The organism is Acetobacter papayae (assembly GCF_047721125.1).
In the GTDB taxonomy this organism is placed as follows: domain Bacteria; phylum Pseudomonadota; class Alphaproteobacteria; order Acetobacterales; family Acetobacteraceae; genus Acetobacter; species Acetobacter papayae.
The window spans coordinates 60,083-75,108 of sequence record NZ_JBDNWF010000011.1 but is presented as its reverse complement, the minus strand read 5'-3'; the positions used below and the strand labels follow the sequence as shown (position 1 = coordinate 75,108).

13 protein-coding genes are annotated in these 15,026 nt (G+C 59.5%); 10 read left to right on the top strand and 3 right to left on the bottom strand.

The features are described from left to right. Nucleotides 1-641 precede the first annotated feature (641 nt). From ABF757_RS05605 to spt, 3 genes are all read left to right on the top strand, one after another. On the top strand, nt 642-2,408 hold the full coding sequence (locus ABF757_RS05605) for a fatty acyl-AMP ligase (protein ID WP_415481287.1): 1,767 nt from the start codon (nt 642-644) through the stop codon (nt 2,406-2,408). Between the two features lie 147 nt (nt 2,409-2,555). Continuing rightward, the gene (locus ABF757_RS05600) at nt 2,556-2,807 is read left to right on the top strand and encodes an acyl carrier protein (protein ID WP_025860077.1); all 252 of its coding nucleotides are present in this window, start codon (nt 2,556-2,558) and stop codon (nt 2,805-2,807) included. 6 nt (nt 2,808-2,813) lie between these two features. Next, nucleotides 2,814-4,025: a serine palmitoyltransferase gene (spt, locus tag ABF757_RS05595; RefSeq protein WP_415481286.1), complete on the top strand. Its 1,212-nt coding sequence runs from the start codon at nt 2,814-2,816 to the stop codon at nt 4,023-4,025. On the opposite strand, the gene ABF757_RS05590 is transcribed toward spt, so the two are convergent. Further along, nucleotides 4,026-5,003 carry a hypothetical protein gene (locus tag ABF757_RS05590; RefSeq protein WP_415481284.1) on the bottom strand — a complete coding sequence of 326 codons (978 nt, stop codon included), beginning with the start codon at nt 5,001-5,003 and terminating at the stop codon, nt 4,026-4,028. Then, entirely contained in the window at nt 5,000-5,980 is a 981-nt protein-coding gene (locus tag ABF757_RS05585) for a diacylglycerol/lipid kinase family protein (RefSeq protein WP_025860076.1), read from the bottom strand. The genes ABF757_RS05590 and ABF757_RS05585 overlap by 4 nt, the downstream gene beginning before the upstream one ends. Before the next feature lie 128 nt (nt 5,981-6,108). Between ABF757_RS05585 and ABF757_RS05580 the strand changes: the two genes are divergently transcribed. The 5 genes from ABF757_RS05580 to ABF757_RS05560 are packed head-to-tail and all read left to right on the top strand — an operon-like array spanning nt 6,109 to nt 10,922. Beyond that, complete coding sequence (locus tag ABF757_RS05580) at nt 6,109-7,023, top strand: metallophosphoesterase family protein (protein WP_415481283.1); 915 nt, start codon at nt 6,109-6,111, stop codon at nt 7,021-7,023. Nucleotides 7,024-7,049: 26 nt separating this feature from the next. After that, nucleotides 7,050-8,234 (top strand): LptF/LptG family permease, encoded by a 1,185-nt coding sequence (locus tag ABF757_RS05575; protein WP_415481282.1) that lies wholly within the window; start codon nt 7,050-7,052, stop codon nt 8,232-8,234. Beyond that, nucleotides 8,234-9,352 (top strand): LptF/LptG family permease, encoded by a 1,119-nt coding sequence (locus tag ABF757_RS05570; RefSeq protein ID WP_415481281.1) that lies wholly within the window; start codon nt 8,234-8,236, stop codon nt 9,350-9,352. Before ABF757_RS05575 ends, ABF757_RS05570 begins: the two co-directional genes overlap by 1 nt. After that, nucleotides 9,349-10,128: a sterol desaturase family protein gene (locus ABF757_RS05565; protein WP_025860075.1), complete on the top strand. Its 780-nt coding sequence runs from the start codon at nt 9,349-9,351 to the stop codon at nt 10,126-10,128. The genes ABF757_RS05570 and ABF757_RS05565 overlap by 4 nt, the downstream gene beginning before the upstream one ends. After that, on the top strand, nt 10,128-10,922 hold the full coding sequence (locus ABF757_RS05560; protein ID WP_415481280.1) for a nucleotidyltransferase family protein: 795 nt from the start codon (nt 10,128-10,130) through the stop codon (nt 10,920-10,922). Before ABF757_RS05565 ends, ABF757_RS05560 begins: the two co-directional genes overlap by 1 nt. A gap of 35 nt (nt 10,923-10,957) precedes the next feature. On the opposite strand, the gene ABF757_RS05555 is transcribed toward ABF757_RS05560, so the two are convergent. Next, nucleotides 10,958-11,638: an HAD hydrolase-like protein gene (locus ABF757_RS05555; RefSeq protein ID WP_415481279.1), complete on the bottom strand. Its 681-nt coding sequence runs from the start codon at nt 11,636-11,638 to the stop codon at nt 10,958-10,960. 114 nt (nt 11,639-11,752) lie between these two features. On the opposite strand from ABF757_RS05555, the gene glmU reads away from it, so the two are divergent. Then, nucleotides 11,753-13,099: a bifunctional UDP-N-acetylglucosamine diphosphorylase/glucosamine-1-phosphate N-acetyltransferase GlmU gene (gene glmU / locus ABF757_RS05550; RefSeq protein WP_415481278.1), complete on the top strand. Its 1,347-nt coding sequence runs from the start codon at nt 11,753-11,755 to the stop codon at nt 13,097-13,099. Next, the gene (gene glmS, locus ABF757_RS05545) at nt 13,099-14,922 is read left to right on the top strand and encodes a glutamine--fructose-6-phosphate transaminase (isomerizing) (protein ID WP_415481277.1); all 1,824 of its coding nucleotides are present in this window, start codon (nt 13,099-13,101) and stop codon (nt 14,920-14,922) included. Before glmU ends, glmS begins: the two co-directional genes overlap by 1 nt. Nucleotides 14,923-15,026 lie beyond the last annotated feature (104 nt).

The following is a 15,026-nucleotide window of genomic DNA, read 5'->3' as shown; positions in this document are numbered from 1 at the left end:
CATCTCGTCCCGTGAGCCAGCTTCTATACCCACCAGCACTATACCGTCAACACCAACACACGCATTTTTTTCATTTTTTTTACACCACCCTCATTCCGGCTAGAACGAAGGGGCCTCTCCCGGGATATCCTTACATTATAATGCGGTTAGAAGATGATAGCCCGAACACCCTATGACAGTCATAGCCAGCCAGAGGATGCAGCCTGTTAAGATTCGGCGCTTCATTGGAAACGATTGATTGCCCCATAAGAAGGGCGACCTCGCCCGCATGACGGGTAACAACAATTATTTCGCTACGTTTCAAGTCAATGAGGCCGATAAACAGCCGATTTGACCCTATATAAGCCACGCCCTGGCACACGCCTCTTATATCGGAAGAGCCGGTTTCTAAACGAAGTTCTGGTAAATGGACGCATAGCGCACACAGAGGTTCCCCTGCTTCCCCTCTTTATATGCTCCCTCCCCCAATCCTCCCTCTCGACACACACCCAAGCGTCGTGCAGCCCCCTTATGGCGGTATGACACTTTCATAAATCTTCAAAAAGACTATATACGCCTCACGCCCACGCCTGATGCGAAGGTGGGCTAATACCGCGTTGGCTTACCAGCGCGCTTACTGATTATCTTCGAATGGCCTGCTGATGAACACGATGAATCCTGTTTCCATGCACACGTCGAACGTGGCGCTCAAACCAGTGCCTACAGCGTCTGGACAGCCGCGCCGTTACGGAGACTTCGCGACTTTCCCTGCTGCACTGGACTATGCCGCACAAGGCACTGCCGGATTTAACATCTATTCCGGTAAGGGTGAGCTTCTGGAAGCCCTGCCCTACAGCACGCTACGCCAGCAGGCGATTGAAACCGGCCTGCGCCTTCTTGGCATGGGCCTGCAACCGGGAGACCGGGTGGCCATTGTGGCGGAAAGCGATGGTGATTTCGCCCGCATTTTCTTTGGTTGCCAGTATGCAGGGCTTGTAACCGCCCCTCTGCCCCTGCCTGTCGCCTTTGGTGGGAAAGAAGCGTATCTGAGCACGCTGCGCGGCATGATCCGTAGCGCTCAGGCCAGCGCGGTCATTATTCCCAATATCATTGAGGGCTGGACGGACGAGATCGTCAGTGGCCTTGGTCTTGTGTTTGCTGGTTCCCCTGCGGAACTGATGGAACGCATTGTGCCGGATATGCCCCTGCCTGAAATCAAGCCGGAGGCTCTGTCTTACCTGCAGTTTTCTTCGGGCAGTACGCGCTTTCCCATGGGGGTATGCGTCACCCAGCAGTCCGGCATGGCCAATGTGGCCGCGATTGCGCATGATGGCCTGCGTGTTCATGAAACCGGCGATCGCTGCGTATCATGGTTGCCGCTGTATCATGATATGGGCCTTGTCGGCTTCTTCCTGACGCCCATGACGTGCCAGTTGACGGTCGACCTGCTGCCCACGCGTGAATTCGCCCGGCGTCCGCATGTGTGGCTTGACCTGATCAGCCGCAACCGGGGCACTATCGCTTACAGCCCCTCTTTCGGGTATGAGCTGTGCGCCCGTCGCCCCGCGGCTGAAGATCTTGACCTCTCCTGCTGGCGGGTGGCCGGGATTGGCGGTGACATGATCCGCCCCCATATCCTGCAAGAATTTGCTGACCGCTTTGCCACCGCCGGTTTCCGGGCTGAAGCCTTTGTAGCCAGTTACGGCATGGCGGAAGCAACACTGGCTATCAGCTTTGTGCCGCTGGGTTCGGGTATCAAGACCGACACGGTTGACCTGCCCCGGCTTGAAAACGACGGTGTGGCTCGCCCGCCAGTCGATAGCGACACCCCGGCCCGTACGTTTGTTGTCTGTGGTCAGGTTCTGCCTGGCCATCAGATGGAAGTGCGCGGCCCCAACGGACGCGTGCTGGCGGACCGGGAAGTTGGCACCATCTATGTGCGTGGCCCAAGCCTGATGAGTGGTTACTTCCGTATGGAAGAGGAAACCCGCAAGGTTGTGGACCGCGATAGCTGGCTGAACACCGGCGACCTTGGATACATGCTCAACGGGCAGATTGTGGTGACTGGCCGCGCCAAGGATCTGATCATCATCAACGGTCGTAATATCTGGCCGCAGGATCTGGAATGGTCGGCCGAGACGCATCTTTCGGCTCTGCGTAGCCGTGATGTCGCGGTGTTTTCGCTCGAAAAGGGCGACCATGAAGAAATCGTGGCCCTGATTCAGTGCCGCGCCTCCGACCCCGATACACGCGAAGGCCTGCGTAGCGAAGCCTCCAGCCTGTTCCGGCGCCTGCATGGCGTCGATGTATCGGTGGTTCTGGTACCGCCACGCACCCTGCCCCAGACATCGTCTGGCAAGCTGACCCGTGCCAAGGCCCGCACCATGTATCTGAATGGTGCGTTTGAACCTCAGCCCGAAATGGCCTGACCCCATTGCCGCTCCGGCCTTATGCAGGAGCGGCAATGGCATGTTTGCGGGCTGGCACTGGCCAAGCCCGCTTTTTTCTCGCATAAGGCGGCACAGCGGGCGCAATCCCGGTTGTACTGATTGCCTGAAAAGGACAAAGGATCTGACATGAGCGAGACCGTTGAAGGCGTTTCCGCGCTGATCATCCAGAAGCTGCTTTCCAACCCGAAAGTGCCTCGTGACATCAATGGCGACTGCAAGATCATGGAAGATCTTGCGTTTGATTCCCTTGCCGTCATGAACTTTGTCATGGAAGTGGAAGATAGCTTGGATGTCTCCGTTCCGCTCGACAAGCTGGCGGATATCCGTACGATCAACGATCTGGCTGCCTGCGTCGTTGATCTGAAGAGCAAGGGGTAAGCCTGAATGGCATCGCTGTTTTCCAAATATGAAGGCCTTGCCGGCTCACTCGGCGCGGTGGTGGCAGCCGGTGGCCGCAACCCCTTTGCTGTGGTGATTGAAAAGCCTCTTTCATCGACCGTAGGGGTTATTGAAGGCCGGGAAACCCTTCTTTTCGGAACCAATAACTATCTGGGCCTGAGCCAGTCCGAGCGCGCCATCAAGGCAGCCCAAGCTGCGGCAGAAGTCTTTGGTGTTGGCACCACCGGTTCGCGCATTGCCAATGGCACGCAGTCGCTGCACCGCCAGCTTGAACGCAAAATTGCCGATTTTTTCCGCCGTCGTGACGCCATGGTCTTTTCTACCGGCTATCAGGCAAATCTGGGCATGATTTCCGCCCTGGCCGGTAAAGACGACTATCTGCTTCTGGATGCTGACAGCCATGCCAGCATTTACGATGGCAGCCGCCTGAGTGCCGCACAGGTCATCCGGTTCCGCCATAACGACCCTGATGATCTGTACAAGCGTATCAAACGGCTGGATGCGCCTGACGCCGCCAAACTAGTGGTGGTTGAAGGTATTTACTCCATGACCGGGAATGTAGCCCCTGTTGCGGAATTTGCTGCGGTCAAGAAAGAAACCGGGGCCTACCTTCTGGTGGACGAAGCGCACTCCTTCGGCGTGCTGGGCGAACATGGCCGGGGCAGCGCCGAAGCGGACGGCGTGGAAGCTGATGTTGACTTCATTGTTGGCACCTTCTCCAAAAGCCTTGGCACTGTTGGTGGCTACTGTGTATCCGACCACCCTGAACTGGAACTGGTGCGCCTGAACTGCCGCCCCTACATGTTTACCGCATCACTGCCGCCGGAAGTCATTGCTGCAACGGCCGCGGCACTGGAAGAAATGCAGGAACACCCTGAACTGCGGACCCAGTTGATGGATAACGCCGCGCGTCTGCATGCGGGCTTTGTGAGGCTTGGCCTGAATGCAAGCCAGCGGGTCAGCCCGGTTATTGCCGTAACGCTGGAAACGGTGGAACAGGCCATTCCCATGTGGAACCGGCTGCTGGAGCTTGGTGTATACGTCAATCTCAGCCTGCCCCCTGCAACGCCTGATTCGCGTCCGCTTCTGCGCTGCTCGGTTATGGCCACGCATACGGCTGCCCAGATTGATCAGGCGCTTGAAATATTCAGGCAGGCCGCTGAGGATTGTAGCGTTCCGCTATCCGCCGCGGCCTGATCAGCACCGCCGGAAAAGGCCGCGTCGCCAGAGCCTGAACAACACAGGGGGCGCGGCCAGCAATGGGTGTTTTTCAGCAAAAGGGGAAACCTCGATGCTGATCCCGCTATGCCTGCGGATTTTCCATGCGGCGTATCGTGCCCCTCCGGCAAACGTAAACGCGGCTTTGCAAAGACGCAGGATATTAAGCGGACGCCCCAGCGTAACCCGCGCAGCCCATGCCCGTTTCCCGGCTTCTCTTTCATGGTCCGGCAGGACAGGGCGTAGTTCCTCGCCCGTTTTCGTAACCTCTATGCCAGCCAGAGCCCAGCAGGGCTGAAGCAGCGCTTCATACCGGTGAGGCCATGCCTCAACAATACTGCCCGAGCGGCCATTTTTTTCCACCCTGAGTTCAGCAGCATAGGTATTGGCGTATAGCCCCTCCCAGAACGCAGCAGGTGTTCCCTGCTCCGGCCCCAGAAGGGCAGCCCAGCGCGCAGCCGTTACGTGCGCCTGCATGATGCAGGCACCAATACGCCCCGCCGCCTTCGTATCCCTTGACCAGACCAGACGTGAAGGCTGGGAAAACCGCGCCCACAGAGTGGTGTCATATGTTGCAAAGCCCGTCAGCTTCCTGAACTGCGCCAGTGTCAGAATAGCGACTTTGGCCCGCATTCCCTGACCGTTTACGCTCTGCTCGTGATATTCGACGTTCGGCGGCAGAATGGCATTGCATTGCCGTGCAAGAAAGGAGCGGGGCCAGTCTGCCTGACGTTCTACAATAATATAAAAATCCAGCAGGGTGTCTTCACCCACCCCACCCCGCAGACCGGACCCGTAAAACAGCACGCCTAACGGTTGGGTATCCCCCAGCATCTGAACGACAAAATGCCGCACAAGATCCTCTACAGGGGTGGCGAGTTCATGGGCCAGCAATGTGCCGAGGGTTGTCCGTGCCTGACAGGCCTGAACGGGATGCCTGACTGCCCTACGGCTCATTGGCACAAAAAGCTGATTTGTGGCCCGGCGGTAATGGTCAGGCAGCCATCCGTCCCCGGTTCGAGTATCTCGCCATCCAGCACAAAGGCGTGCTTCATTTTAAGATGCAGGCTTTCCGCCATACCGCTCCGATATTGCGGAGAGCGACGCATCCATGACGGTGCGCGCCCGCGCAGCAGATGCCATATCGCCATCAGCAGCCTTCTGGGCCTTGCGGCCACATCCAGATAGGCCATGCCCTCATCGGATGTGCTCGGCTCCGTCCAGAAAGGCCATGCGCCGTGGGGTAGGCGCTGCAAGCCGGTGCACAACAGAACAAAATGGCGTTCGAATGAATCCGGCGTGCCATCACGGACAAGTCCGCACGGCACGCCATCAAGCCAACGTTTTCTCTGCCGCGGCGAAAACAGCTTGCTCAGAGACAGCATCAGCGTCAGCACAACCGCCATATCATGTGCGATATTTCTCAGAATACCCGGATGGTGCGCAATATCGACCCCACGGGCAAAAGCGCCTATTCCGCCGAAAAAGCCAAGAACATCACGCCCTTCATGGCCTGCCCGTGTCACCACCAGCGGCCTGCGCCATGTCAGCGCCGTAGAGGTAAGGCCCGCCTGCACCCTGTCGCGCAGGGCATGCAGGGCCTCAACCCCACGTTGCCCAAACCCGACATCTGCCGCGATCAGGTTGGTATTGCCCGACGCCAGAACCGCAATCACCGGCCACGATGCCCGTGGCCAGGACGAGGCATAGAGAGCGCTCAATACCGTGCCGACCGTGCCATCCCCCCCATCGATCACCAGACAGGTAACCGGGTTGGCCGCCATGCGTTCAATAAGCAGTCTCAGCTCATCAAGGGACTGTGGCGCGTAGACACGCCCATGCGTCAAGGCGCGGGCCTGTTCCAGATATTGCGGGTCCGCTTCGATATTTCTGCGGCTCTGCGGGTTATAAATGAGGGCGAAACAATTCTGCACCCGAACTCTCTTGTTGTACTGACCTTGTCTGTCAGGGCTTTTTGCCCCAACCCTACCTCGGTGATATACTGCTACATCATACAATTGTCACATGTCGCACCCTCTTGCGACAACCATTTACGGGAGACGTGACTGTTTTGGCCTGCGTCTGGATCGCCCATCTGTCAGACCTGCATCTTCCCATAACTGGCAGGCTGCAGATTCGGGAAATACGGCTCAAACGTATATTGGGTCTGTTGTCATGGCTGACCCGTAGACAGCACATACATCAGATCTGCTGGTTGAACCGTGTCATGAGCGATGCGCTCTCCACCCACCCGAATCTGCTGGCGATAACGGGCGATCTGACCAATCTGGGAGCTTTGGTGGAATTCCAGCATGCACGGCAATGGCTGGATGAGCAGAATCTTCCCCCCACCCTGATCGTGCCGGGCAACCACGAAACCCTCGTGCGCGAGAAACATGCAAAAAAATGCGCCCTGTGGGCACCATGGCTGCACCCTATAGCCCAGTATCCGCGGCTATCATGCCTGAGGGCCGCAAATGTCATGCTGATTGGCGTCAATACCGCGCGCCCTTCCCTGCCGTTTCACGCAACCGGGGCTATCGGCAGAGCCCAGCTCGATCAACTGGCCGCCTGCCTGCGAGATGCCCGCTCAAAAGGCCTGTGCCGCGTTGTGCTGCTGCACCACCCTCCGGCACGCAATCTGGTTGTGTGGCGTAAACGGCTTGAAGACCTTGAAGCTCTTGAAGAGGTTCTACGCCGTGAAGGAGCGGAGCTTGTCCTGCATGGTCATTCGCACCGCGCCACGGCCACCCATATTGCCGGAACGGATATCCCAGTGATCAGCTCATCTTCCGCCTCGCATGCGCCTGGGCATGATGAAAGTGCCGCAGGGTGGAACCATATTGGTATTGAGCAGGTGCCAACGGGCTGGAAAATAACGGTGCAAAGGCGCTTTCTCACCCCCACAGAGACCATGTGCGCCAGCACGCCGCAGCATTATACACTGAGCCGCCCTATGCCTTTACCAAACGCATGACACCTTCCCCCCCCAGATTTCCGCTCATGCAGCGCGTTATTCTCTGGCTGCGCCCCGGCACGCTGGATCGCTACCTGCTGGCACAGTTGATGCCGCCTTTTCTGGTCGCTCTATCGGTTGTCATGTCTGCCCTGTTGCTTGAGCGCCTGCTGGTGCTGTTCAACCTGCTGACCACGGGCAACAGCCATCTGGTTACCTTCATTGGTCTGCTGGCGACCCTGCTGCCCCATTACCTTGGGCAGGCTCTACCCGCCGCCCTGTGCGTGTCGGTTTTTTCCATTATCCGCCGTATGAGCCAGAACGAGGAAATAGACGTGGTCAACAGCAGCGGGCGTTCCCTGCTGCGTATGATCCGCCCTTACCTTCAGCTTGGTGCTTTTCTGGGCGCGCTGTCTTTCCTGCTCTACGGCTTTATCCAGCCCCATGCGCGCTATGACTTCCGCTCGGCTTTTTACTTCGCCAGCCATGCGGGCTGGACACCGCGCATGCAGTCACGCCTATTCGCCTCACCCTCGCCCGCCATGACATTCACAGCCGACAAGGTAACGCAGAGCGGGTCAGAACTTTATCATGTCTTCATCCGCGACATTAAAGACGGCGAGGAACATGACATCACAGCGCGACGTGGGCATATCCGCATTGCGGATGACGGCAACGCGGTCGAAATCGAGCTGGAAGACGGCATGATCCTGACGACAAGCGCCGACGACCCACCAACCGTGGCCCTTTTCGATCATTCGACCCGTTACCTCGCCCATGCGGCGCAGGTTGTGCCATTCCGCCAACGCGGTGAGGATGAGCGGGAGCTCACATCACCAGAGCTTGTCGCAAGACTTGTCACCAACGACACGACAACCATTTCACGCCTGCACCTGCTTTCCGAACTGCATTTCCGGCTGGCGCGCTGCCTGACAGTGCCGTTCATTCCCCTTCTGGCGACAGCGCTTGCCATTACCCGCAAACGACAACGCGATGTCATTGGGCTGCCCGCTGCATTCATCATCATGGTCGGGTTTGATCACCTGATGCAGATGGCGCACAGCATGGCCGCGACCGGCAGCGCCTCCGTTCTCTCCATCTGGCTGGCGGCCTTTGTTTTCATGGCACTCTGTGTCGTGCCCCTACTCTATCGCTCAGGCGTGTTTTCTCTGCTGCGCGCCAAGCTGGAAAACCGCCTGCACACCAGACAAACCCCAACGGGCAACGCCTGATGGCCAGCCGTTTCTCGTCCGCCATGTCTCGCACACCCCGCGCGCCCCGATATATCCTGCTCCGGTATCTCTCCGTCACGCTGTTCGTGCGGGTCATGATCTGCTGCTCCGTGCTGGTAGGGTTGCTCGAAGTTCTGGCCCTGCTTGAGCAGACAACCCCAATCCTGCAGCGCCATCTGGGTGTGCAGGGGTTGATGCTTTATGTTGGCCTGCGCCTTCCCTTCCTGCTGTCCAACACGCTGCCCTTTGCCGTGTTGATCGGCGCGCTGGTCATGCTCACGCAGATGACCCTTGCAAGCGAAACCGCCATTTTACGCGCGGCGGGGCTTTCTACACTGGGTTTTTACCTGAGACTGGCCCCCATCACGCTCGTACTGGGTTTCATGGGGGTCATGATTGATGACCAGATCGCCCCCCGTTCGGAGCTGGCTCTGGCCATATGGTGGAACCGCACGGACCCCACCCCTGAAAACGGCCACGCTTTCTGGTTCCGCGACACCAGCCGGATCGTTCATGTCGGCTATGCGGCCGATGGTGGCTCACGTCTGGGAGAAGTGGACATCTACACCCGTGATATGGAAGGCAGGCTTACCGGCACTCTTCATGCGGCTCAGGCCAGCCATACCCCTGCGGGAGGCTGGATTCTGCATGATGTCAGCGGGCTTTCCGTCCACAACCTCGTCGCACAAGCGCAGCCCACTCAGGGCAACGTACCTTGGGCCATGAACCAGCCTCCGGCAGAGATCATCCGGCTGGCCGCCGACCGGCCACCCATTTCCACGCGACTCATGATCGAGCGCCTGTTAGGCCATGTTCCCTCGAACGACACCCCCGCTTACCTCAAGGCGGGGTTGCTGGAACGGCTGATGCGCCCCATTTCACTTCTTGTGCTATTGTTGATTGCCATGCCGGTACTCTATATCCCTCCACGGACAGGCAGTCGAAGCTGGTTGCCTGTATGGTGTCTGGGCAGCGGCCTTCTGTTCATCGTCACACAGGGACTGTTTCGCGCCATGGGCAATGCGGGGCTCCTGCCTCCACTCATGGCCGTACTGCCGGGACTGATCATCTTCACGCTGGGCGCGCTGAGCGCGCTCCTGAGGAACGAAACACTATGAGCGAGACACTCAATAACCCATCACTCAAGACGGGGCGCAGCTTCGATCTTGGCAAGATGAACCTGCGGCAGCTCTGGGTAGCCTATCTGACTTACCCCACGATTCTGCTGTATTTCGCTCTCATTATCGTAAGTTTCGGCACCGCCGCGCGATACTTTGCGGGCTGGGCCCCGACGCTGATCGCCATTCTGGCGGTCGTGGCCGTTTATCCGCTGGCATGGTACCTGCTGCACCGCTACGTGCTGCACGGCCACCTGCTTTACAAGAACCGCTGGACCGCCAGCCTGTGGAAGCGCATCCATTTCGACCACCATCAGGACCCCCACCTGCTTGATGTGCTCTTTGGCGCGCCGGTCACCACCCTGCCCACGATCATCCTCATTACCGCACCAATCGGTTACCTGATTGGCGGAATCGGGGCCTCTGCAACGGCTGTTGGCACGGGCATTACGATCACTTGTATTTACGAATTCTTTCACTGCATCCAGCACCTGAACTACAAACCCCGTTCAGCCTGGATCCAGCGTATGAAAGCCCGCCACGTTCTGCATCACTTCCATGATGAAGACGGCAATTTCGGCATCACCAGCTTTGTGGTCGACCGCATGTTCGGCTCCTACTACCTTGATGCCAAGGCCCGCCCCCGCAGCCCGACCGTGTTCAATCTTGGTTACGACCTGAAACAGGCCGCCCTTTATCCGTGGGTCATGCACCTTACGGGTGCCCCCCCGCGTGACCGGCCCGATGGCGCCCGCCCCGAGAGCAAGCGCGCGTAATGAGCGCATCCATGGCCAGCGCCCCCGTCACCGCTCTTGTGCTGGCGGGTACGCGGCCCGGACGGCCTGACCCGCTGGCACAAATGGCCGGTGTTTCGCACAAGGCACTTCTGCCCATTGGCGGAGTGCCAATGGTACTGAGGGTAATCGCAGCCCTACGGGACGTGCCCGCTATCTCGCGTATAGCCGTCTGTGTGGACTCTCCGCATGTGCTGGCTGACAAACTACCACCCGATATCCTGCTACTTCCCGCACAGCCGGGTGGCCCCAGCGCCAGCGTGCTGGCTGGGCTTGCGCGCTTTGGCACACCACTACTGGTTACTACGGCCGATAACGCCCTACTACAGGCCGCATGGGTGGAGGAATTTCTCTCCGCCATTCAGCCGCAAAGCGACATGGCGGCCTGTGTCGCCACGCAGGACGCCGTGCAGCGCGCCGTGCCAAACACCCGCCGCACTTATATCCGACTGGCGGACATGACCTTTTCCGGGTGCAACATGTTCCTGTTCAAAAGCGCAGTTTCGGCCAGAGTGGCTGATCTGTGGCAGCGTGTGGAACAGAACCGCAAAAACCCGCTTCGCGTCGCGCTCGCCCTTGGACCGCTTGTCCTGCTTCGCGCCCTGACTGGCCGCCTGACGCGTGCTGCGCTGTACCGGCGCATTGCAAAACTAACCGGGGCTCAGGCTGAACTGGTTCCCCTGTCAGATGGACGCGCCGCTGTGGATGTGGATAAGCCAGACGACGTCGTGGTGGCCGAGCAACTCGCAGCCGCCCTGCCCCCCATACATATCTGACGGAATGCGGCGATACGTATCGCCGCATCACCACCTCATACCGGCAGTATGGTTTCCAGCAGGGCGGGAACTTCCGCCATAGACCCTGCCTGCCATTGCCCGCCTTCTGGTGTTTGCTGGCCATACCCCCATGCCGCGTACACAAACGGGCAGCCTGCCCCCTCCGCCGCAAGCCAGTCTGGCGGCATATCCCCCACCATAACGCTACGATCCGCCTGCCCATGCGCCATGGCAATCGTGCCTAACAGATGGGCGGAGTCTGGTTTTTTAACTGCAAAACTGTCCCCGCCGCCAACAGCCACAAACAGGTCAGCCACATCCAGCGCATGCAGAATTTCACGCGCCGCCGCCTCAGGCTTGTTGGTGCACACCGCCAGTTCCCAACCCGCATTGCGCAACGCCCGCAGGGCATCCTCCGCCCCCGGAAACAGGCGTGAAAGACGGGTCAGCCGTGGCATATACAACGCCATGAACCGGGCCGCGGCCTCGGCTTCATCCACAACTGGTGCCCGCTCGCCCACCAGACTTCTGGCAGCCGCCAGTGCTTTGGAAACCAGCACCGCCACGCCACGCCCTATCATGGTTCTGATCATGGTGTCCGACAGAGCAGGCAGACCATAGAAAGCCAGAAGCTCGCGGCAGCTTTCCGCAAGGTCCGGCAAGGAATCCAGCAAGGTCCCATCCATGTCAAAAACCGCCAGTCTGCGTACTGTCATCGCGTGCTGCCTCTTCTGCTTTCAAAAACCTGAAAAACCGTCTTATCCTCGCATGCTATAAACACTGGCGCGAGAGGTTTGACACAGGCTGAGGCTTGTCTTACCGCATGGTTCATGAGCTCTTTTTCCCCCTCCCGCCCAGCCACAGCCGTGCTTCTGGCCGCCGGCCTTGGCACACGCATGAAATCCTCCCGCGCCAAAGCCATGCAGCAGATCGCGGGACTGCCCATGCTTGCGCATCTTCTGGCCAGTGCATCCGCCGTTTTCGACCGGCTGGTTGTCGTAATCGGCCCCGGCATGGAGGATGTGGCGGAGCTTGTGGCCCCCTACCCGGTTATTGTCCAGCATGACCGCCTCGGCACCGCCCATGCCGCCTTGCAGGCCGAAGCCTGCTTTGGCGATGGCGATGTGGCAGTGCTCTATGCCGACAATCCGCTGATTTCACCCCACACCCTCACCACCTTGCTCGAAGAGCGCCGCAAGCCCGGCGTGGGACTGGCGCTTCTGGCTATGCGCCCGCAGGACCCCGCACGTTACGGGCGCGTACTCGCCCATGACGGTGAGGTAAGCCGCATTGTGGAATGGGCGGACGCAACCCCTGAAGAGCGCAGTGTGGATTTGTGCAATGCAGGCGTGCTGTGTGCCGATGCTTCAGATTTTCGTCGCTGGCTGAAGGCCGTACGCAACGACAACACCAAGGGGGAATTTTACCTGACGGATGTCGTGGGCCTCGCCGTTGCCGAACAGGTGCGCGTGCGTGCGGTCGAAGCCCCGGAGGATGAACTTCGTGGCGTCAACTCCCGTGCGGAACTTGCTCTGGCCGAAGCCGCCATGCAAACCCGCCTGCGTGAAACCGCCATGGCCGAAGGCGTGACACTGGTCGCACCTGAAACCGTTTTCCTATGTGCTGATACCTGCCTGTCCTCCGATGTGCTGATAGAGCCGCATGTCGTGTTCGGCCCCGGCGTTATCGTGCATGAAGGTGCTACCATCCGTTCTTTCAGCCATCTGGAAGGCTGCGAAATCCACGCCGATACGGTTATCGGCCCCTATGCGCGCATTCGCCCCGGCAGCAGCATTGGCGCGGGTTCACGGGTTGGCAATTTTGTCGAAATCAAAGCCACGACTATGGGAACAGGGGTGAAGGTCAACCACCTCTCCTATCTGGGCGATTCCCGCGTTGGCAACCGTACCAATATCGGCGCGGGCACCATTACCTGCAATTACGACGGCACCTTCAAGCACAGCACGCTAATCGGGCATGATGTGTTCGTGGGGTCGGACTCGGTTCTGGTTGCACCGCTCAACATCGGCGACAATGCACTGATCGGCGCTGGCAGCGTCATTACGGCAGACGTACCGCCTGATGCGCTGGCACTGGGCCGGGCACGGCAGGCCAACAAGCCCGAACAGGGCAAGCGGTACAAGGACATGCTACGAGCAAGGAAGGAAAACGGCTGATGTGTGGGATCTGCGGCGCCACAGGGCTGCGCCACGCGACACCGATCGTATTCGAAGGGCTGCGTCGCCTTGAATATCGTGGCTATGATTCCGCAGGAATCGCCACCCTGTCCAATGGGCAGATCGAGCGCCGCCGGGCGGCAGGCAAGCTGGATAATCTAGCAACCCTGCTCGAACACGAACCGCTGGCTGGCACAACCGGCATCGGGCACACACGCTGGGCCACCCATGGCGCGCCCACCACAGGCAACGCCCACCCGCACGGCACTGCCCGCGTGGCGATCGTGCATAATGGCATTATCGAGAACTTCGAAACCCTTCGGCGTGAACTCGAAGCCGCCGGGCAGGTGTTCGAAACCGAAACCGACAGCGAAACCATCGCCCTACTGGTAGACTACCACCTCCAGCGTGGCTTGCTGCCCAAAGAGGCGGCTCTGGCCGCCCTGCAACGACTGGAAGGGGCATATGCCATCGCCATGGTGTTTGCTGGCCATGACGGGCTGATGATCGGCGCATGCCATAATGCTCCGCTGGCTGTCGGATATGGCGAGCAGGAAATGTTCCTCGGTTCGGACTCGCTGGCGCTGGCCCCCCTGACGCGGCGCATCACCTATATGGAAAACGGTGACTGCGCGATCCTGACCCCTATCGGGGCTGAGTTCATCCGTTTTGACGGCACCCCCGTGCAGCGTGCCCAGCAGGTCACCACCCTGACGGCAGGGGCCATCGGCAAGGACGGTTACCGCCATTACATGGAAAAAGAACTGCACGAGCATCCGCTGGTAATCGGGCAGACCCTCCAGCGTATGGTTGACCCTGCAACCCGCAAGGTCGTACTGCCTGAACTGCCATTCAGCCTGGCGGAGGTGCCGCGCGCCGTCATTACCGCCTGCGGCTCCGCTTTTTATGCGGGCATGGTAGGTCGCTACTGGCTGGAGGAAATCGCTCGCCTGCCGGTGGATATCGATGTTGCCAGCGAACTGCGCTACCGTAACCCACCGCTGGACAAACACTCGCTCGGGCTGCTGATTTCCCAGTCAGGAGAAACCGCGGACACGCTGGCCGCCCTGCGCGCCCTGCGCCAGAGTGCCGTCCATATCCTGTCCATACTGAATGTGGAACACAGCACCATGGCGCGCGAAAGCGATGCCATGCTGGGCACCGTGGCGGGTCCTGAAATTTCCGTCGCCTCCACCAAAGCATTCACCGCACAGCTCACCGTTCTGGCCTGCCTGAGCATTGCCATTGCCCGCGCCCGTGGGCAACTCGACCCGCTGCGTGAGGAAGAACTGGTTTCCGCCCTACTGGACCTGCCCACCCGCGCAGCCGACGCACTCGCCCAGCAAGACGCCGTACGCGCCATGGCGCGCGTAGTGGCTGAAGCGCGCGACGTGCTTTACCTTGGCCGTGGCAGCCTCTTTCCCGTAGCGATGGAAGGAGCGCTCAAGCTCAAGGAAATTTCCTACATCCATGCTGAGGCCTACGCTGCTGGCGAGATGAAGCACGGCCCCATTTCGCTGATCGACAGTTCCGTGCCGATCGTGGCGAGCGCGCCCTACACGCCCCTGTTCGACAAAACGCTCTCGAACCTGCAGGAAGCCAAGGCCCGCGGCGGCCGCCTGCTGGTGTTTACCGACACCAAAGGGGCAGAGCGCGTTTCAGCCATTGCTGAGCAGATGGTGGTGCTACCCCATGTACATGACTTCGTAACCCCGATTGTGCAGGTCATTCCCGTGCAGATGCTCGCTTACGAAGTAGCGATTCTCAAAGGCACGGATGTCGACCAGCCCCGAAACCTCGCAAAATCGGTTACGGTCGAATAAACCCCCGCCTCTGGCGAAGCACTGCCGCAGAGCATCCCTGCACCCATACGGTGCGGGGGCTCAATCGCCCGCATTACCGGCCCTGTGCGTTGCGCCATGCAGCG

What these genes read in the sequence shown, in the direction of transcription:
- glmU (WP_415481278.1), top strand. Translation starts at nt 11,753, where the DNA reads ATGAGCTCTTTTTCCCCCTCCCGCCCAGCCACAGCCGTGCTTCTGGCC.
- ABF757_RS05565 (WP_025860075.1), top strand. Translation starts at nt 9,349, where the DNA reads ATGAGCGAGACACTCAATAACCCATCACTCAAGACGGGGCGCAGCTTC.
- ABF757_RS05570 (WP_415481281.1), top strand. Translation starts at nt 8,234, where the DNA reads ATGGCCAGCCGTTTCTCGTCCGCCATGTCTCGCACACCCCGCGCGCCC.
- spt (WP_415481286.1), top strand. Translation starts at nt 2,814, where the DNA reads ATGGCATCGCTGTTTTCCAAATATGAAGGCCTTGCCGGCTCACTCGGC.
- glmS (WP_415481277.1), top strand. Translation starts at nt 13,099, where the DNA reads ATGTGTGGGATCTGCGGCGCCACAGGGCTGCGCCACGCGACACCGATC.
- ABF757_RS05560 (WP_415481280.1), top strand. Translation starts at nt 10,128, where the DNA reads ATGAGCGCATCCATGGCCAGCGCCCCCGTCACCGCTCTTGTGCTGGCG.
- ABF757_RS05605 (WP_415481287.1), top strand. Translation starts at nt 642, where the DNA reads ATGAACACGATGAATCCTGTTTCCATGCACACGTCGAACGTGGCGCTC.
- ABF757_RS05555 (WP_415481279.1), bottom strand. Translation starts at nt 11,638, where the DNA reads ATGACAGTACGCAGACTGGCGGTTTTTGACATGGATGGGACCTTGCTG.
- ABF757_RS05575 (WP_415481282.1), top strand. Translation starts at nt 7,050, where the DNA reads ATGCAGCGCGTTATTCTCTGGCTGCGCCCCGGCACGCTGGATCGCTAC.
- ABF757_RS05600 (WP_025860077.1), top strand. Translation starts at nt 2,556, where the DNA reads ATGAGCGAGACCGTTGAAGGCGTTTCCGCGCTGATCATCCAGAAGCTG.
- ABF757_RS05590 (WP_415481284.1), bottom strand. Translation starts at nt 5,003, where the DNA reads ATGAGCCGTAGGGCAGTCAGGCATCCCGTTCAGGCCTGTCAGGCACGG.